Raw genomic sequence first — 18,293 nt, forward strand, 5'->3', positions numbered from 1 at the left:
GAAAACCCCCTATTTCCAACGAAATAGGGGGTTTCGCTTTGTTCGGCTAATTCCAGATGCGCACGCGCTCGGCGGGATCCAGGTACAGCTCGTCGGTCGTGTTGACGTCGAACGCCTCGTAGAACGAGTCGATGTTCCGGATCACGCCGTTGCACCGGAACTCCGGCGGCGAGTGCGGGTCGACGGCGAGGCGCCGAATGGCTTCGGCGTCACGGGATTTGGTGCGCCACACCTGCGCCCAGCCGAAGTAGACGCGCTGGACACCGGTCAGGCCGTCGATGACGGGCGCCTCCTCGCCGCCCAGTGACAGCTCGTAGGCCAGCAGCGCGATCGACAGTCCGCCCAGGTCGCCGATGTTCTCGCCGACGGTGAACGCGCCGTTCACGTGGTGGCCCGCCTCCAGTGCCCGCGGCGTGAAGGCCTCGTACTGCTCGATGAGAGCCTTTGTGCGCAAACCGAATTCCGCACGGTCGGCGTCGGTCCACCAGTCGACCAGGTTGCCGTCACCGTCGTACTTGGCGCCCTGGTCGTCGAAGCCGTGCCCGATCTCGTGCCCGATCACCGCGCCGATACCGCCGTAGTTGGCGGCGTCGTCGGCCTCGGCGTCGAAGAACGGCGGCTGCAGAATGGCTGCGGGGAAGACGATTTCGTTCATGCCCGGGTTGTAGTAGGCGTTCACCGTCTGCGGCGTCATGAACCACTCGTCGCGGTCCACTTCGCTGCCCAGCTTGGCCAGCTCCCGGTCGTGCTCGACGGCCTGGCCGCGCAGGTAGTTGCCGTACAGGTCGCCGGCGTCGATCACCAGGTTCGAGTAGTCACGCCAGCGCGCCGGGTAACCGATCTTCGGGGTGAACTTGTCCAGCTTGGCCAGCGCGCGCTGCCGCGTCTCGGGCGTCATCCACTCCAGGTTGGTGATGCTGACGCGGTAGGCCTCGCGCAGATTGGCCACCAGCTCGTCCATCCGCGCCTTGTGCGACGGCGGGAAGTGCCGGTCCACATAGAGCTTTCCGACGGCGTCGCCCATCAGGCTCTCGACCAGACCGACGCCGCGCTTCCAGCGGTCCCGGATCGCCTCGGTGCCGGAAAGGGTGCGGCCGTAGAAGTCGAAGTTCTCCGCCACCAGGTCGTCGGTCAGGATCGGGGCGCGGCCGCTGATCACGCGCCAGCTCAGCCACGCCTTCCAGTCCTCGAGCGGCTCGGACGCCCACAGCGCCGCGAACGCGACCAGGAAATCCGGTTGCCGCACAACGACTTCGGCGACCACATCGGCCGGCGCGCCCACCGCCGCCAGCCAGCCGTCCCAGTCGAAACCGGGCGCCTCGTCGGCCAGATCGGCGAACCGCCGCAGGTTGTAGCTCAGGTCCGCGTCGCGGCGCTTGACCACATCCCAGTGCGCCGCGGCCAGTTTGGTCTCCAGCGCGACGATGCGGGCGGCCGTCTCGGCCTGATCGCCGCCGAAGACCAGGCTCAGCATGCGGGCGATGTGCTGCGGGTAGGCCGCGAGCACCGCCGCGTGCGCCGGCTCGCGGTAGTAGGACTCGTCGGGCAGGCCCAGGCCGGACTGCGTGAAGTGCAGCAGGTACCGCGTCGAGTCCTTGGAATCGGTGTCGACGTACGCGGCGGCACCACCGCCGACGCCGGCGCGCTGCAGCCCGCCCAGCACGGCGGCCAGTACTTCCGGCGTCGAAGCGTTCGCGACGAGACTCAGCTCCGCCCGCAGCGGCGCGAGGCCGACGGCAGCCACCCGCTCGGTGTCCATGAAGCTGGCGTACAGGTCACCGATGCGCTGCGCATCCGAGCCGACCGGGCCCGAGGCCGTCGTGATGAGATCGCGCACCTGCTCCTCGGCGCGGTCGGCCAGCAGGCGGAAGGCGCCGTCGGTGGCACGGTCGGCCGGGATGTCGTAGTCGGTGAGCCAGCGGCCGTTGACGTGACCGAACAGGTCGTCCTGCGGACGGGCGTCGGGGTCGAGGTAGCTCAGGTCGATACCGGATCGGGGAGAGGTAGCTTCGAGAGTCACCTCGCCATCCTGCCATCGCCGCTGCAGTGCCGGTGGGCGCTGCGGGTAGCCTCACGCCCATGCCCGACGAGCGCAGCGAAGACTCCGCCGAAAAAGACGCTGCGAAAGACACAGCATCAGCCGGCGCGGCCAGTGACACCAAGCCCGCCGCCAAAGCCGCACCGCCGAGCGATCAGGCTGAGGGAATCTTCAGCCGCTACGGCATCGCCTCCGCGGTACTGGGTGTCGTGGCGGCCGTCGCCGTCGTCGTCGCGACCTGGGTCTACCTGGGGCACCGGGCCGACGACAAGGACCGCGTGCACGAGGCGCAGGCGATGAAGGCCGCCGCCGACTGGGCCGGCCTGCTGATCAACATGACGAAGGACAACGTCGCCGTCAACGTGCCGAAGCTGCACGAGGGCACCGTCGGCCAGCTCAACGCCGATTTCGACGCCACCGTCGCGCCGTTCACCCAGCTGGTGCAGAAGCTGCAGAGCCAGACCACGGGGCAGATCGAGTCCGTCGCGCTGGAGACGCTGCATCACGCGCCGCCGGGGGAGCAGGGCAAACCGGCGGTCCAGCCGGAGCTGGCGGCCATCTCCTCGGATACGACGACGGTGCTGGTGATCGCGACGTCCGTGAGCCAGAACGCCGGTGCCAAGCCGCAGACCGTGCGCTGGCGGCTGCGCCTCGGGGTGTCCGATGTCGGCGGCAAGTTGCTGATCTCGCGATTGGAGACGCTGCGATGAGGAACGCGTGGCGCGTACTGGTCTTCGACATCCTGGCGCCGCTCGCGGTGCTGGCGAGCCTCGTCTACATCGGGCTGGCGCTGGAGCGGCCGCTGTGGTGGGTCGTGGTGGGCACCATCGTCGGGCTGCTGGTGCTGCAGGCGTCGATCGTCAACTTCGTGCTGTTCCGCCGTGACGGCGTCACCATGGGCACCGATGACGACGCGCCCAGGTTGCGGCTCGCGGTCGTCGGGCTGACGGCGGTCGCCGTGGTCGCGGCCGCCATCGTCGGCTACACCAAGTGGACGGTGCCGGATCGCACCACGAGCGCCGACATGTCCATGGTGGTCGGCATCGCCAGCAGCGTCGCGGAGGCGTCGGCGACCTTCACCCCCGGCGCGCCGAACGTGTCGATCGACCGGGCCACGTCGTTGATGGCGCCGCAGCGCGCGGAGGCCTACCGCAACGAGTTCAATGCTGTCGCCAAGGACCTGACCAGTCGTGGGGTGGCCGGGCAGGCCAGCACCATCTCGGCCGGTATCGAGACCATCGGCCCGAACTTCGCCAGTGTCGCGGTGGTCATGCGGGCTTCGCAGAACGCGCCGAACAAACCCGCGCAGGCGACGGTGCTGGGGCTGCGGGTCACGCTGACGAAGCAGGACGGGCGCTGGCTCGTCATGGACGTGACCCCGATCGCGTCGCGGTAGGGGTGGTAGCCGCTCGAGAGGGACCAAATGGTCGTCTCGGCGCGCGAGAAGCGACCATTTGGTCCTTCTCGGCGGGTGGCTACGAGCGGGCGGAACGCATCCGGGCGAACCGGTCCGAGAGCCGGCGCATGCGTACCAGCAGCGCGGCCGACGGGCTGGTGGTGCCTGCGGTGTAGGCCGAAAGTTCTTGTGCGCCAACACCGATGCGGGACGCGAACTCGGTCTCGCTGAGACCGGAACGCTCCATCAGCAACCGGATCTGGCGCGCCACCTCGGCGCATTCGTTGGCCTCGAGCTGGGTGCGGGCGCGGGACAGCACCTCGGCCAGCGCCTTGGAGATGCCGTACGGGTTGGTGGTCGCCAGGATCTCCTCGACCTGACGAGCGGTACGGCCGAAGGGGTCGCGCTTGATGGCGACGACGATGCGCTGCCACACCGCGAGGTCGTCGTTCTCCAGCGCGGCGCGGATGGCGGACGTCGACCAGAACTCGACGGGCTTCTCTCCGGGGGCCTGCGCCGGGAATGCGACGGTGGGTGCCCCGTTGGTGCCGGATGCGGTGGGCTCACGGGGATCGTCGGCACCAGAAGGGGTGTCCCTCACCTCGGATGTCAACGTCACCTCGCCTCCTCCAACATGGCCACTGCCACCGCCAGACAACGCTGTTTGACGTCGGGCCAATCTGCCGATTCGTGGTCGTCGAACGGGTGCGGGTCGGCCAACCTGCGGACCAACTGGGTGGCGACCCACTGGTTCTTCGACCGTTCTCCACAGTAATACCCGTCAATTCCGGCAAGAACCGCGGCTGCGGTCCGGATGTCCATGCACGACACCAGATCGACGAAGTCGGTGTAGTCCTGAACGCTGTTGCGGGACATGATCAGGTAGCCCTTGAGCCGCAGCGTCTCGGCGCCCGTCGGGATTTCGAGCCGGTCGCCCGTGGGCAGCAGCACCGTCGTCGTCTCCACGGGGCTGCGGCGTTCGATGGCGGGGCCGTCGGTCTCGTCGAGCGACAGGGCGTCGAGCGCGACCGACAGCCGTCCGCCCCACATGGTGACGGGGTGCACGTCGGGGTTGTCCGACGCGGACCGGGACTGGCCGTGCGCGCGCCGCCGCAGCAGCGCCAGCCCGGTGCGGGAGCGGTCCTTGCGCGGGGGCGCCGCGGCGATCCGGCGGGGGACGGCGCGCGGCACGTACTGCTGCTCGCCCGGCTCGCAGCCGCTGAACGCCAGCGGGTCGGCGACCGTAACCGTCTGTGCGGCAAGGGTTTGCAGCTTCGCCGCGGACTTGACGACGCTGCGCAGTTCGGAGCCGGAGGGTCCCAGCGCGGAGATGTCGTCGGGGATGATGACGAGGCTGCCGGTATCGGTGGCGGGCAGCGGCTTCTCGAAGTCCACCGACGGCAGCAGGCGGTCCAGCCACTTGGGCAGCCACCAGTTCCACTGGTCGAACATCGCCATCAGCGCCGGTACCAGGACCAGCCGCACCACCGTCGCGTCGACCGCGATGGCCACGGCGCAGGCCACACCCATCTGGGCCACCAGCGGCATACCGGCAAACGCGAAACCGATGAAGACGGCGATCATGATCAGCGCGGCGCTGGTGATGGTGCGGGCGCTGGTGCTGACGCCGTACGCGACGGCGTCGCGGGTGTTGCCGGTCTGCAGGAAGCGTTCCCGGATGCGCGTCAGCAGGAAGATCTCGTAGTCCATGGACAGGCCGAACGTCATCGCCAGGACGAGCGGCGGAATGGTGGTGTCCAGCGACTCCAGGGGTTTGAACCCGAGCGCCTTGAACCAGCCCCACTCGAAGACGATCACCAGGCTGCCGTAGGCCGCGGCCACCGACAGCACCGTCATCAGGACGCCCTTGAGCGCCAGTACGACCGAGCGGATCGAGATCAGCAGCATCACGAACGCGATGAGCGAGACGAAGACGAACACCAGGACCTCGGTGTTCGCGACGCGGTGGTCGAAGTCCATGATCAGCGCCGTCGGTCCGCCCACCGCGACGGCGACATTCGGGCCGGCGACGCCCGGCAGGTGTTGTCGCAGCCACGTGATGGAGTCGCGCGCGACGAGGTCTTCGGGGTCGACCGACAGCACGACCGTGAACAGGGCGCTGCGGTTGTCGTTGCTGAACACCGGCGGGGCCACCTGGGCCACGTCCGGCGCCTGCGTCATGGTCTGGTGCAGCGCGTCGAGCGTCGCGGTGTTCTGCGGGTCGGAGGCCGTCGCGTCGGGGAACGTCGCGAGCACCCGGAGGGGGCCGAGGGCACCCGGGCCCAGCGCTTCCGCTGCTGCGGCCACGCCGCTGCGGATCTCATGGGTCGGGGAGAACTGGCGCAGCATGCTGTTGCCCAGTTGCATGCCGAACGACGGTGCCGCCAGCAGGACCAGGAAGACAGTGGCCAGCAGCGCCGACAGCCACGGACAGCGCATGGTGCGTTCGGTCCACTGGGTCCAGAACGGCGACTGCGTGGCGTCGGAGCGGCGCGAGACGTGCAGCCACGACGAGCGCTTGGCGACCCGCTTGCCGAACGTGGCCAGCACCGCCGGGATCAGGGTCGTCGAGGTCAGCACCGCGATGGCGACGGCCAGGATGGCGCCGGTCGCCATCGATGACAGCACCGGCGTGCCGATGAGGTAGATGCCGGTGATCGAGGCGATCACGGTGAGCCCGGACAGCACCACCGCCAGGCCCGAGGTCGCCATCGACGCGTCGACGGCCTGTTCCGGATCGCGGCCGGCCCGCAGCTCCTCGCGGAAGCGCATGAGGATGAACAACGAATAGTCCACGGCCAGCGCGATGCCGAACATCGACAGCGTCGTCGTCGCGAAGACGCTCATGGTGACCCAGATGGACAGGAGGTAGACCACTCCCATCGTCACGATCACCGTGCAGGCGCCGAGCAGCATCGGCATGGCCGCGGCGGCCAGGGAACCGAACACCGCCAGCAGCACGATCAGCACGATCGGCAGGTTCCACTTCTCGGCTTCGGCCACGTCGTGCTTGGTGGTTTCGCTGGCGGCTGCGCCGAGTGCGCCCTGCCCGATGACGTACAGCCGGACCTTGCCGTCGGCGGTCTGGCCGGGTTTACCGTCCTTGATGCCGACCGCGGTACGGAGCTTCTTGGCGATGTCGACGGCGCCGCTGTTGTTGAAGTCGAGGCGCAACGTCACGACATAGGGTTTGCCGGCCTGCGGCTCGGCCTGATTGGGGTCGGGGACGACCTTGACGCTGGAGACTCCGGCCGCGATGCGTTTGAGCTCGTCGACGGCGGCCGTCATGTCTTCCTGCGTGGCGTTGGCGTTGGGAGCCGCGACCAGAGCCAGCGGCGAGGCGCCCTCGTCGGGGAAGTGGTCCTCGAGTTCGCGCTGGACGTGCAGCGATTGGGAGCCGGCGACCTCGAACCCGCCGCCGCTGAGGTTGCTGGACTGGGTCGCCGCGAGATACAGAGACGGCACCATGAGCAGCAGCCAGGTGGCGAAAACCACCCAGCGCCAGCGCCGCAGCAGACCGCTCAGCCGCATCATCAACTGCTGGATGGCGAACCCTCTTCCTGCGGTCGTCCCGGTTGCCACCGGAGTGTCTTGATCGGCGTTTCGTGCCGCCGACCCTACCCCAGTATGGGGTAGGGTGACCGGCTCGCGAGCGGCGATGAGGCGCCTGACGGGAACCTTGATCCAACTGCAACCGGCCCCCTGGCCGGCCCCGCCGGCAACGTTGTCGGAGGCCGTCGGCGGGCTTCGGCGCCAGGTTTGAACACCGCAGTGACCTGGATGTTTGCTGTGTGGATTGGGCACCGCCCTCGCCGCGATGGCAAGATGGCGGGAGCCGAATCCCGGATGAGGCCGGCGCCGCCATCGGCGCTACCCCGGGAAACCAGTGTTTGCCGAGTGTTTACATGGCCGTCTCTGGCTCGTAAACCGGTGAGGAGATTTGCCATGAAGACCACCAGTGTCGCGGTTCGCCGCGGGCTTGCCGGGACGTTCGCTGTAACCGCACTCGGCGGTGTGATGGTGACGTCGTTCGGGGCGCCGTCGGCCGGTGCGGGCCAGGATCCGTGCGCGGCCAGTCAGGTCGCCAAGACCATCGGCATGGTGGCCACCTCGACCGGCACCTACCTGGATGCGCACCCGGTCGCCAACCAGACGCTGACGAACATCTCGCAGCAGCAGCCCGGTCCGCAGTCGTTGGTGGCGCTCAAGGCCTACTTCGACGCCAACCCGCAGGAAGGCGCCGCGCTGCAGAACCTCCAGGCGCCGCTGGTGACGTTGTCCTCCCAGTGCAAGCTGCCGTTGACGCTGCCGCAGCTGATGGGACTGATGCAGGCGCAGCAGGGCGGTCTGCCCGCCACGTTGCCGGCCATGCCGAGCGTGCCCGGCGCCGTGCCGTTCACGCCCACCCTGCCCGGCGTGACGACGGCGACGGGCTCTGTGCCCGCGGCTCAGGCTGTGTCGGCACCCGCCGCGCGGTAGTTCCGGCCGCGCCACGAGTTCGTGATGCGGCACCCCGCGAAAGTCGTCGCACTTTCTGATTAGCTTCCAGTGTCGGCATCGGTACTGGTCGCCGACTTCGAAGCTCTCGACGAAGGGGTTTGACCACATGATGCTCTCCGCTCTGGCCAAGCGACGCGTTGTTGCCGGTTTCATCGGCGCCGGCGCGGTCGCCGGCAGCATGCTGTTCGGTGCCGTGCCGTCGGCCCTCGCCGACCTGCCACCCAACTGCACCTCTGCGGACATCGCCGGCGTCAAGTCAGGCGTCGAGGCCTCGACCTCCGCCTACCTGTTCACCCACCCGGACGTGAACGACTTCTTCACCAGCCTTCGGGGCCTGTCGAAGGACCAGGCGCACGCCAAGGTCAAGCAGTACCTGGCGGCCAACCCGCAGACCAAGGCGGAGCTGCAGGGCATCCGCCAGCCGCTGAAGGACATCCGCGACCGCTGCGGCATCCCCGGCCCCGCCGCCCGCTAACCCGGGATTTGTGCACGAAAATCCGCGGTAGGCGCGGATTTTCGTGCACAAATCACTTGCGGAGGCGAGCCAGGCCGCGCCAGCCGAGTAGGAAGACGGCGGTGACGGTCGAGGCGACGATCACGAAACTCACCGCGACGCCCTGAGCCGAGGCCTTGCGCAGCAGCATGCCGATCACGACGGTACTGACCCAGACCACCAAACCGGTCGGGTTCAGCGCCGCGGGGCGGCGCCAGCCCCGCGACAGCGCCCAGCCCGCCACGGTTCCGGTGAGGAACGGCCAGCTCGTGTGCGCCACGCCGGCCACGGTGATGCCCTCGGCGTGACTGCGCCGGCCGATGGCGCAGAAGATCACCACCAACACCACGTCGGTGAAGAAAGCCAGTGCGGCGCTGCGATTTCCGGTGGCCTGCTCAGTTGTCATAGGTCATCACGTCCAGATTCAGTGGGCTGACATTGTTTTCGGCTCGGGCGGTGAAGCCGGGTTCCAGCCGCGGGGGACCGCCGGCCTCCAGTGCGTCGACGGCGGCCATGTTGGCCAGTCGGTCGGTGAGCTTGAACGAGCGGAAGACGAAGGGCAGGCCGTCCGCGCGCAGCGGATCGGATGCGCTCATCACGTGGAAATGCAGGTGCGGCGCACTGGAATTGCCGGTGTTGCCGACGTTGCCCAGCACCTGCCCGGAGGTCAGTCGGTCACCCGGCTTGACCTTGACGGTGCCGGTCTTCAGGTGCGCGTAGAAGGCGAAGTTGCCGTTCCCGATGTCCTGGACGACGTGGTTGCCGCCGTACTGCGCCAGCGTGAGGCCGGTCGGGTCGACGCCGGGCACCTGCTCGGGCAGGCCGTCGAGAACCGCCACCACCGGGCCGTCCGCGACGGCGTGCACGTCGGAGCCGAAGTACAGGTAGCTGTCGGTCTTAGCGCGGTCCCCGCTGAACAGCTGCCCGTCGGCCCGTAGCTGCTCGTAGTCGATGGCGAATCGTTCTGCGGCCCAGAGCTTTCCGTCGATCGGGTTGAGGGCCATTCGGTGCGGCGTCATGTCGCAGCAGCCGTTGGCGTCGAGCCAGCCCGAGCCGCGCAACGGCGGGTCCAGTACGACGGGCTTGTGGTCGGACACCGACATGGGCGCGACGTTCTCGGTGACCACCGGCGGTACGAGCGGCGGCATCGGCTTGGGCACCTTGACCACCACGCGGTGCGAAAGGTGTTGGGGTACCGCACTTCCCGCGTCCAGTTTGACGTCCAGCCAGACGATCGACCGCTGCCCGGGGCCGAGATCGTTGGTGCTGACCCGGGTGCCCATGGTCCGCGTCCAGTAGGCGAGGCCGGCGCCGGACAGTTGTAGCAGCGGCCCGGCGGGTCCCACGGCTGCGATCGAATCCACCGTCACGGGCTCGGGTGAGGTGTTGGTGAGCAGCAGCTCGTACGCGAGATGTACTTTCCCGTCGGTCGCCGGGACGGGGACGGGCTCGGCCACGACGTCGACGAGGACGGGCGTGACGATCGGCTCGGCGCCCGCGGAAGCCGTTGGGGGAGAGGAAGACTCGACCGATTTCGGTACCGCCGTACAGGACGTCAGCGCGGCGGCGAGCAGTAGTGCCGCCGCCGGCCGGCTACCCGGAATCATGCGACGTCTCGGGGCCGCCGGGCGGCGCACCCGGTGCGGGGGCCGGGGTTTCGGGCGCGTCCGGGTCGAAGTCCTTCTCTGTGCGGAACAGGAAGAAGAACACCACCCAGCCGATCGCCGAGATGAAGATCCAGCTGACCAGCCGATAGATCAGCATCGTCGAGATGGCCGCCGCCAGCGTCATGCCGCTGGACACCAGGCCGGGCACCAGCACCGCCTCGACCACGAGCAGCCCGCCCGGCATCAGGGGAATCGCCCCGACGGCGCGCGCCGCGGCGTACGCGACCGTCAGACCTGCCAGCGACGGATGCCCGCCCGTGGCGTACGCCGCGCAGGCCAGGCACGCGACGTCGGCGATCCAGTTGAACAGCGACCAGCTGAATGCGACGGTCAGGGTCCGGCGGCTCAGGCTCACGGACTCCAGCTGATTCAGGGTGCGGCGCCAGCCGTCCAGGCCGGTGTCGGCGGGCTTACCGCGCAGCGAGTTGAACCACGACAGCAGCCGCACGCCGATGCCGTCGATCTGCTGCGGATTGGCGGCGACGGTCTGGGCCAGCAGCAGGAGCGCCACGAAACCGCCGATCGTGAAGATCAGTGACAGCGGGTTCTTGCTCGCGCCGAGCAGGAATGCCCCGCCCAGGCCCAGCAGGGCCAGGCCGACCACTTGCAGTGCCCCGGACATCACCAGCTGCCACGAGGCCACCAACGGCGAGGCGCCCCACAGCCGCTGTTGGCGGTAGACGAACGTGGCCGACAGCACCGGGCCGCCCGGCAGCGTCGTGGACAGCGCATTGCCGGCGTAGAACGCGGCCTCGGACCGCAACTGCTTGACCTGGACCCCGGCGGACCGGAGCAGGGTGCGCTGAATCTGCGCGAAGCTGTGCATCGAGGCCAGGGCCGCGACGGCCGCGGCGGCGACCCACCACCACGTCGCCGACAACAGGCTGCGCCACGCCTTGGCCAGCTGTTCCCAAACCATCACGACCTCGACAGTCAGCACGACGACGGCGATGCCGATGAGAACCCAGCGCAGCCACCAGTACTTGCCGCGGGGCCGACCCTGCGGCCGGGCGGCCGTCCAAGGGTCGGTCGACGCGTCGTGTGACACGCATACAGAGTAAACGGCGTGTCGTGTACGGCGCGCCGTGTGCGGGCGCATTGCGCAACCCCCCGGCGTCATCCCGCGGCGTTACGCTGGCGCCCATGTCACAAGCCGACGCAGCGGTCGATCCAGTGGTACGTAAAGCCGCAGCCTGGTCATGGCGGTTGTTGGCGATCTTCGGCGCGGTGCTCGCCGTGCTGTGGGTCGTCGTCAAGCTCGAGGTGATCGTGGTCCCGGTGCTGCTGGCGACGCTGGCATCGGCGTTCCTGCTGCCGGCGGTCGACCTGCTGACCCGGCGCGGACTGCCGCGCGGTGCGGCCGTCGCGGTGATGCTGCTGAGCTCCATCGTGGTGATGGGCGGCATCCTGACGTTCGTCGTCTTCCAGTTCATCGACGGCGCCCCGGCGCTGGTCGAGCAGGTGGCCAAGAGCATCGACGGCGCTCGTAAATGGTTGACCGAAGGCCCGATCCTGCATCTGAGCAGCGATCAGATCAACAGCGTCGGGCAGACCGCCATCGACGCCCTGAAGAACAATCAGGCCAAGCTGACCAGCGGGGTCTTCTCCACCGCCGGCGCGCTCACCGAGATCATCACCGGGATGCTGCTGGTCCTGTTCACCCTGATCTTCCTGCTGCACGGCGGCCGCGACATCTACGCCTTTGTCACCAGGATCTTCCCGGCCACGGTCCGGGACCGGGTGCGGGATGCCGGCCGGGCCGGATTCGGCTCGCTGATCGGGTATGTCCGCGCGACGTTCGTGGTCGCTCTGGTCGATGCCGTCGGCATCGGCACCGGGTTGGCGATCATGGGAGTGCCCCTGGCCCTGCCGCTGGCATCCCTGGTGTTCCTGGGCGCGTTCGTCCCGCTGGTCGGTGCCGTGCTGACCGGTTTCGTGGCAGTGGTGGTGGCGCTGATCGCCAAGGGCTGGATCTACGCGTTGATCGCGCTCGGCCTGATCATCGCGGTGCAGCAGCTGGAGGCCCACGTGCTGCAGCCCATCGTGATGGGCCGCGCGGTGTCCGTCCACCCGCTCGCCGTCGTGCTGGCGATCGCCGGTGGCGGGGTCACCGCCGGCATCATCGGCGCACTGATCGCCGTGCCGATCGTCGCGTTCCTCAACAGCGCCATCCGCGTGCTCGTCGCCAGCGATCCGGACGCCGAACAAGCCGAACTACTCGCCGAAGCCGGGCCCGTGGCCGCCGCGACGGTGTCGCAAGGGGCCACGCCGCCTGCTACAGACGGCCCTCCCGGCGCAGCAGATCCGCAGCGCTGACCCCGCCGCCGGTACCGCGCCGCTGGGTTTCAGCGGTATCGATCTTCTCGGTGGCGTCGGGAGCGTCGGCCGGCTGGGCGCGGAACGCCGTGGTCGGCTCGTTGCCCTGATCGCCGGGCGCGTCTGACGGCGTCTGAATCTGCGGCCCGGAAGCGCTGATGTTGCCGCGCAGCTGCCCGAGCCACGACTCGATTTCCCGGTTGCCGCTGGCGCCCTGACCCTGGCCCGGCTCGGCGGGACGGGCCGCGCCCGGCGCGCGGAACGCCGTGGTGGCGGGCTCGGAGGCCGGACCGAAGGCGGTGGTCGCCGGGTCGCCGATCGCGGTGGTCGGCGGCGTCGGGTCCCCGTTCTGCGGGGTGACGGCGCGCGTCACATTCGACACCACGTTGCGGAAGGCGCCCTTGGCGGCGCTGAACCGCGTGGTCGCGGGCTCGGTGGACGGAGCCTCCGGCACCGCGGGCGGGGCCTGCGGAGCCGGCGGCTGCGGCGGAGCACTCGGCATCCGGTTGGTCGGTGCCTGACTCGGCGGCTGCGGCTGGCCCGGGTTGATCCGGGTCGGCACGGCGCGCTGGCCGGCGGCCGGATGCGTCGGATCGTGCGGCGGCCGGACCGGAGCACCGGAGCCGACCAGGGCACGCGGATCTTCGGGTTCGCGGACCGCGGGACGCTTGCGCTCGTCCGGCAGCTCGGTCTCGCCGAGACCCAGCTTCTGCTGGACCCGCTTCATCCACAGCGGCGCCCACCAGCAGTCGTCGCCGAGCAGCTTCATGACGGCCGGCACCAGGAACATGCGGATGACGGTGGCGTCGAGCAGCAGCGCCATCAGCAGACCGAATGCCAGGTACTTCATCATCACCAGGTCGGAGAACGCGAAGGCGCCGACGACGACGGCCAGCACCAGCGCGGCACCGGTGATCAGGCGGCCCGTGGTGGCGGTACCGATCCGGATGGCCTCGGCGGTGGACATGCCGCGCTCGCGGGCCTCCACCATGCGGGACACCAGGAAGACCTCGTAGTCGGTCGACAGACCCCAGATGACCGCGATGATCAGGCCGATCATGGGCGCCATCAGTGGCTGCGCGGTGTAGTTCATCAACCCCGACCCGTGCCCGTTCTCGACGAACATCCAGGTCAGGATGCCCATCGTCGAGCCGAGGGTGAGGGCGCTCATCAGGGCGGCCTTGATGGGCAGCACCAGCGAGCCGAACGCCAGGAACATCAGGACGGTCGTGGTGATCACCAGGATCGCGACCATCAGCGGCAGTTTCTCGAACAGCGTGCTGATGCTGTCCTGCTCCAGCGCCGGGGTGCCGCCGACCATCACCTGGACACCGTGCGGTTCCTGCAGGGCGCGCAGTTCGTTGATCTTCTCGCCGGCGTCACCGCTGTTGATGAGGCCGTTGGACAGCACCCGGACGGACGGGTCCTTGCTGCCGCCCTCCTGGTAGGTCCGCTCGGCCCACATCTTCGACTTGTCGTTGCCGTCCGGCGTCACGAACCCGCTGACGGTGCCGGCATTGGCCCGCACCTGGGCGATCTGCTGATCGGTGACGGGCTGGCCGTTGTCACTCTTGATGACGAGGGTCAGGGCGTTGGTGCGGAAGCCGGGGAAGAGCTGGTCGAACTCCTCCTGCGCGGTCCGGACCGAGTTGTCCGGCGGCAGGTACTTCTCGCTCATACCGGCGAGGGCCAGCTGTCCCAGCGGGATGACCAGCAGGATCATGCCGATGGTGATCGGTACGGCGAACGCCAGCGGCCGTTTCATCACGACGTTGACCAACTTGCCCCAGAAGCCCTTCTCGACTTCTTCGCGGGTCTTGGTCTTCTGCGTCTTCTCGGCGAACCAGTCGATGATCTTGCGCGAGAACGGCCAGTTGGCCAGGAACGGCACCTTCAGCAGGGTGCGCACGCCCAGGGCGTCGACGTTGGTGCCGAGGATGCCCAGCACCGCGGGCAGCACCGTGTTCGACAGGAACGCGGCCAGCAGCACCGACGCGATGATCGCGTAGGTGATGGACCGCAGGAAGCCCAGCGGGATCAGCAGCAGCGGCAGCGACGACGCGACGATGATCACCGCGGAGAACGCGACGGTCCGGCCCGAGGTCATGACGGATCTTCGGACCGCGGCCTCGACGTCGTAGCCCTCGGCCAGTTCTTCTCGGAACCGGCTCACGATGAACAGGCCGTAGTCGATGGCGATACCGAAGCCCATCATGGTGACGACGGGCTGGGCGAAGAAGTGCACCGGCCCGAATTCGGCGGTGAACCGCAGGATGCCGAGCGCGCCACCGATGGTCAGACCACCGATGATCGCGGGCAGTGCGGCAGCGATGGCGCCACCGAACACGAAGAACAGCACGACCGCGACGAGCGGCACGATCGCCAGCTCGGCGCGCTTCTGGTCGGTGCCGATGGTGCCGGTCAGCTCGCTCGCGAGCGGCTCCAGACCGGCCAGCTTGATGTTGCCGCCGTTGACCTTGTACAGGTCAGGGGCGACGGCCTGGTAGTTCTTCAGGATTGCGTCGTCGTTGTCGCCCTTGAGCGGGACGGTGATGAAGGTGTGCCGCAGGTCCTGCGTCGTCATCTTCTTCAGCCCGTCGCTGGGCGCTTTCAGCCAGCCGACCCAGGCGACCACCTTGTCCTTGTGGTCGTTGACGAAGGTGTCCAGCTCGCCGCTGACCTTCTTCTGCCACGCCGGGTCGGTGATCTTCTTGTCGTCGGGCGGCGTCAGGATGGCCACCACGAGGCTGGTCCGGTCGCGGCCGTAGACCTCGTCACCGAGCACCGACGCGGCGACGGACTCGCTGCCCTCGTTGTAGAAGCCACTCTGCGTGACATGCTCGCCGAGACTGGACCCGTACACGGCGCCACCAAGGCACAGTGCGACCATGACACCGATCACTATGTATCGGAATCGGTACACCGTTCGACCCCACCAGGCGAACACGTCAGCTCCTCACGATTATCTGCATAAAGTCCTGCTCAAAGGCACTCTCTAAGAGGTTGCCATTTTCAGCCACCGCACACGTCATCTGTAGTTTTTCCTAAACGCGCGAGCTCAGCAGCGCGGACAACGGCCGGAAGGGCTGCAGCCAGGCGCCCTGATCAGGCAGCGAATCCAGGCCGATTCGCGGCAGCGGCTCCCGGAAGACACCAGGGATGTCTTCCAGGTCGACGAAGTCCAAGGTATCCGACGCTAACGCCCAACTGGCATGTTCGCGAAATCCGACGACGGTCGCGGGAGTGCCGTCGTGGGCGATGTCCTCGAGCGGTTGGCGGAACGCCTGGCCGTCGGCAGAGGCCACATAGATGCCGGCCAGACCCTCGCTGCGGCGCAGCGCGATGTGCGCCAGCATGTCGCTGTCGACGTCGCTGTCCTCGTCGGTCTTCGGCTTGGCGAACACCGCGAAACCGACGTTACGCAGGGCCTCCACCCAGGGGCGCACGACGTCGGCGCTACCGGGGGCGATGTTGGTGAAGACGGTCGCCTCGGGCTCCAGGGACACCGGCGGCTGGTCCGGACGCCGGCCGTTCGCGATCTCGCTGGTGCGGGCCAGCAGCCAGCGGCCCAGCGCGTCGAAGCGGGGCCGGTGGGCGGCGGTCGGACGGCCGCCGAGGATCGACCCGAGGCCCATGTCGAGGTTCGGTGCGTCCCAGACCAGCAGCACCCGGTGCGGCCGGGGGCCCGGCGGCGGGGTGGGCGGGTAGGGCTTGACCTGTGGGATGGCCTCGGTGATCGTCACTCGGGCTTCTCCCAGATGAGCTCGGTGATGGGACTGCCCATCCGCATGCCCCGCGCCTCATATTTGGTCGTGGGCCGCTGGACGGAGATCGGCAGGTCGGCGTCGGCCGACGTGCGCTTCAGTGTCGGCTCGGCGTCGCCCACTTCGGCGATCTGCACCGCGTAGTCGGCGTGGTCGGTGGCCGCGTGCAGGATGCCGCCGGGCCTGAGCCGGCTGGAGATGAGCGCCACCGTCTCGGCCTGCAGCAGCCGGCGCTTGTGGTGACGGGCCTTGGGCCACGGATCCGGGAAGAACACCCGCACCGCCGTGAGGGCGCCCGGGGCGATCATGTGTTCCAGCACATCGACGCCGTCACCGCGGACGAATCTCACATTCGTCAGGCCGGCCCGGTCGACGCCGCCGAGCAGCTGGGCCAGGCCCTTGCGGTAGACCTCGACCGCGATGACGTCGAGGTGTGGTTCCTCCTGTGCCATGGCCAGCGTCGAGATGCCGGTGCCGCTACCGATCTCCAGCACCACGGGCGCGGTGCGGCCGAACCAGGCGGCGGTGTCGATCAGCGGGGCGGGCTCGCCGTCGTCCGAGCGGGCGACTTTGCCCAGCTCAGGCCACCGTCGGTCCCAGGTGCTCTGTTGCTTGGTGGACAGGCTCGAGCGGCGGGACCGGAAGCTGGTGACGCGGCGGTGCTGGTGGGTGGGCGCGGCGGTGGTTTCGGCGGCCGGTTCGTTTTCGGCCGCCGAGGCGCCGGCCGACGAGGCAGCGTCGTCCTCGCGCTGGGCATACATCCGTCCATCGTCTCTCATTCGGCTGTGAGAGCCCGCATCGTGGTGCAGATTGATACCCAACAGTTGCCTGGAAAACGGCGTCGGTCACACCTGCGCGGAGGTGCGACGATGGCTTCGGGTGGGGTGGTGGGAAGAACACCGGGGGTACGTGGTGTCGGGGGATCTTTGGCGGCGGTTCACAGCTGCTCTGCGGGGGCTGACGGACGAGGTGCCGGGGCTGGCGCACGTCGTCGTGGGCCCCGATGTGGGCGACGCCGCCGGCCGGTACCGGTCGATCTGTGCCGTCTTGGGCGAGATTGCCTGGGCGGCAAGCGAATTGGACGACGATCGGGTGTACCGGTGGTTGGCGTCCGACGCGATAGCGGCCCTGCGGACCGCCGCGGCGACGGCAGCGCTGGTGGCCGACGGTTTGGTGGTCGACGCCGCCATGGACCCCGACGCCCACCTGCGGCGGGCGCTGCACTGGCGACGCTATGGCCGTCGTACCCCCGCTGACCTGCACCGTCGCTGTGCCGCAGACGTCAGCCGGGGGTCGTTGCGGCTGCTCGCGCGCGCCGGTGCGGGGCCGGTGACGTCCCGGCTGGAACTGCAGCGCATCCGGCTGGAGCTGGTCCGCGACTCCCGTCGGCGATACGGCGACCTGCATGCCGATCTGCTCGCCCGGGCGCCGTCCCGGCGGGCCGCGGCCGGGAGTTTCGAAGCCGGTGCCCGCGAGCGGTTGGCCGAGGTGGCCGAGCGGCTCCGCGACGACACCGCCCTCGCGCTGGGCGCTCCCGGGCCTGCCGACCGGTGGCCGGTGCCCGTCGTCCCCGGGCCGGTGCCGGCCCAGCGCCCGGACGAGATGTGGCTGGGGCTCGTACTGGGCGCGGGTTTCGGTCTCGGCGCGGCACTGGGGCTGGCCAGGATGGCGACCGGGCTGGCCGGGGTGCCCGACGGCGTCGGCGGTCTCGTGGGATTGGCGCTCGGTCTGGCGCTGACCGTGGCGGTCATCGGCGGCCGCGCCCGGCTGCACCGGCGGGCGGTGCTGGACCGGTGGGTCGGGACCGCCGTCGCGGCGGCGCGGCAGGCGAGTGAAGAGGAACTGGCGTACCGATTACTGGAGGCGCAGGCGGGCTTGGCGTCCGCACATCACAAAACGAAAAATTGACCGCTTTACGAATTGTGCCCATCGAGGCCGTCGCGCTACTGACGAGTAACCGCCCGTCGGCGCCCTCAAACGCATTACCTGCGGGTTCAGGAGCGCCGATTGGGCTTTCTGAATCGTTCTTGTGAGAGATCGGACAGCGGCCCGATTGTCCACTTGTATGTCACTCACGTTAACCTCTAAAGAGGTATAGCTGCGATTTGCGAGCAGGAGA

15 protein-coding genes are annotated in these 18,293 nt (G+C 68.8%); 6 read left to right on the plus strand and 9 right to left on the minus strand.

Features of this window, described 5'->3' with window-relative positions:
• Positions 1-46 precede the first annotated feature (46 nt).
• Entirely contained in the window at positions 47-2,020 is a 1,974-nt protein-coding gene (locus BR47_RS0121660) for a M13 family metallopeptidase (protein WP_029120755.1), read from the minus strand.
• Positions 2,021-2,079: 59 nt separating this feature from the next.
• Here BR47_RS0121660 and BR47_RS0121665 point away from each other — a divergent pair, with 59 nt between their 5' ends.
• Positions 2,080-2,748 carry a hypothetical protein gene (locus BR47_RS0121665; protein ID WP_020103402.1) on the plus strand — a complete coding sequence of 223 codons (669 nt, stop codon included), beginning with the start codon at positions 2,080-2,082 and terminating at the stop codon, positions 2,746-2,748.
• A complete protein-coding gene (locus BR47_RS0121670) occupies positions 2,745-3,434 on the plus strand; it encodes a hypothetical protein (protein WP_020103403.1) in 690 nt (229 codons plus the stop codon). Before BR47_RS0121665 ends, BR47_RS0121670 begins: the two co-directional genes overlap by 4 nt.
• A 79-nt stretch (positions 3,435-3,513) precedes the next feature.
• Here BR47_RS0121670 and BR47_RS0121675 read toward each other — a convergent pair whose 3' ends face one another.
• Together BR47_RS0121675 and BR47_RS0121680 are read right to left on the minus strand one after the other, a co-directional pair.
• Positions 3,514-4,053 (minus strand): helix-turn-helix domain-containing protein, encoded by a 540-nt coding sequence (locus BR47_RS0121675; RefSeq protein ID WP_029120756.1) that lies wholly within the window; start codon positions 4,051-4,053, stop codon positions 3,514-3,516.
• Positions 4,050-6,968: an MMPL family transporter gene (locus tag BR47_RS0121680; protein ID WP_029120757.1), complete on the minus strand. Its 2,919-nt coding sequence runs from the start codon at positions 6,966-6,968 to the stop codon at positions 4,050-4,052. Before BR47_RS0121680 ends, BR47_RS0121675 begins: the two co-directional genes overlap by 4 nt.
• 411 nt (positions 6,969-7,379) lie before the next feature.
• Between BR47_RS0121680 and BR47_RS31105 the strand changes: the two genes are divergently transcribed.
• Positions 7,380-7,913 (plus strand): hemophore, encoded by a 534-nt coding sequence (locus BR47_RS31105; protein ID WP_020103406.1) that lies wholly within the window; start codon positions 7,380-7,382, stop codon positions 7,911-7,913.
• 127 nt (positions 7,914-8,040) lie between these two features.
• Positions 8,041-8,409, plus strand: a complete 369-nt coding sequence (locus tag BR47_RS0121690) for a heme-binding protein (RefSeq protein ID WP_020103407.1) — start codon at positions 8,041-8,043, stop codon at positions 8,407-8,409.
• 52 nt (positions 8,410-8,461) lie between these two features.
• Here BR47_RS0121690 and BR47_RS0121695 read toward each other — a convergent pair whose 3' ends face one another.
• Genes BR47_RS0121695 through BR47_RS0121705 form a run of 3 tightly spaced genes read right to left on the minus strand, consistent with a single transcriptional unit; the run spans position 8,462 to position 11,142 of the window.
• Complete coding sequence (locus tag BR47_RS0121695; protein ID WP_020103408.1) at positions 8,462-8,833, minus strand: DUF3054 domain-containing protein; 372 nt, start codon at positions 8,831-8,833, stop codon at positions 8,462-8,464.
• A complete protein-coding gene (locus BR47_RS0121700; protein ID WP_029120758.1) occupies positions 8,823-10,034 on the minus strand; it encodes a M23 family metallopeptidase in 1,212 nt (403 codons plus the stop codon). The genes BR47_RS0121695 and BR47_RS0121700 overlap by 11 nt, the downstream gene beginning before the upstream one ends.
• A complete protein-coding gene (locus BR47_RS0121705) occupies positions 10,021-11,142 on the minus strand; it encodes a lysylphosphatidylglycerol synthase transmembrane domain-containing protein (protein ID WP_020103410.1) in 1,122 nt (373 codons plus the stop codon). Before BR47_RS0121705 ends, BR47_RS0121700 begins: the two co-directional genes overlap by 14 nt.
• Before the next feature lie 95 nt (positions 11,143-11,237).
• On the opposite strand from BR47_RS0121705, the gene BR47_RS31110 reads away from it, so the two are divergent.
• Positions 11,238-12,410 carry an AI-2E family transporter gene (locus BR47_RS31110; protein WP_036421339.1) on the plus strand — a complete coding sequence of 391 codons (1,173 nt, stop codon included), beginning with the start codon at positions 11,238-11,240 and terminating at the stop codon, positions 12,408-12,410.
• On the opposite strand, the gene mmpL3 is transcribed toward BR47_RS31110, so the two are convergent.
• From mmpL3 to trmB, 3 genes are all read right to left on the minus strand, one after another.
• Positions 12,370-15,357, minus strand: a complete 2,988-nt coding sequence (mmpL3, locus tag BR47_RS0121715) for a trehalose monomycolate exporter MmpL3 (RefSeq protein ID WP_029120759.1) — start codon at positions 15,355-15,357, stop codon at positions 12,370-12,372. The genes BR47_RS31110 and mmpL3 overlap by 41 nt on opposite strands.
• Before the next feature lie 97 nt (positions 15,358-15,454).
• Entirely contained in the window at positions 15,455-16,135 is a 681-nt protein-coding gene (locus BR47_RS0121720; protein ID WP_225433812.1) for an NYN domain-containing protein, read from the minus strand.
• Positions 16,136-16,149: 14 nt separating this feature from the next.
• Positions 16,150-16,953, minus strand: a complete 804-nt coding sequence (gene trmB, locus BR47_RS0121725) for a tRNA (guanosine(46)-N7)-methyltransferase TrmB (protein WP_029105677.1) — start codon at positions 16,951-16,953, stop codon at positions 16,150-16,152.
• Positions 16,954-17,086: 133 nt separating this feature from the next.
• Here trmB and BR47_RS32215 point away from each other — a divergent pair, with 133 nt between their 5' ends.
• Positions 17,087-18,082, plus strand: coding sequence for a hypothetical protein (locus tag BR47_RS32215; protein ID WP_141772284.1), 996 nt, complete (start codon positions 17,087-17,089; stop codon positions 18,080-18,082).
• Positions 18,083-18,293: the final 211 nt, after the last annotated feature.

The sequence above is a fragment of the Mycobacterium sp. UNC410CL29Cvi84 genome, from assembly GCF_000686745.1.
In the GTDB taxonomy this organism is placed as follows: Bacteria; Actinomycetota; Actinomycetes; order Mycobacteriales; family Mycobacteriaceae; genus Mycobacterium; species Mycobacterium mucogenicum_B.

Bases quoted from the DNA above. Each gene is read 5' to 3' on its own strand.
- BR47_RS0121665 (WP_020103402.1), top strand. From the start codon at position 2,080: ATGCCCGACGAGCGCAGCGAAGACTCCGCCGAAAAAGACGCTGCGAAA.
- BR47_RS0121670 (WP_020103403.1), top strand. From the start codon at position 2,745: ATGAGGAACGCGTGGCGCGTACTGGTCTTCGACATCCTGGCGCCGCTC.
- BR47_RS0121680 (WP_029120757.1), bottom strand. From the start codon at position 6,968: ATGATGCGGCTGAGCGGTCTGCTGCGGCGCTGGCGCTGGGTGGTTTTC.
- BR47_RS31105 (WP_020103406.1), top strand. From the start codon at position 7,380: ATGAAGACCACCAGTGTCGCGGTTCGCCGCGGGCTTGCCGGGACGTTC.
- BR47_RS0121690 (WP_020103407.1), top strand. From the start codon at position 8,041: ATGATGCTCTCCGCTCTGGCCAAGCGACGCGTTGTTGCCGGTTTCATC.
- BR47_RS0121695 (WP_020103408.1), bottom strand. From the start codon at position 8,833: ATGACAACTGAGCAGGCCACCGGAAATCGCAGCGCCGCACTGGCTTTC.
- BR47_RS0121700 (WP_029120758.1), bottom strand. From the start codon at position 10,034: ATGATTCCGGGTAGCCGGCCGGCGGCGGCACTACTGCTCGCCGCCGCG.
- BR47_RS31110 (WP_036421339.1), top strand. From the start codon at position 11,238: ATGTCACAAGCCGACGCAGCGGTCGATCCAGTGGTACGTAAAGCCGCA.
- trmB (WP_029105677.1), bottom strand. From the start codon at position 16,953: ATGAGAGACGATGGACGGATGTATGCCCAGCGCGAGGACGACGCTGCC.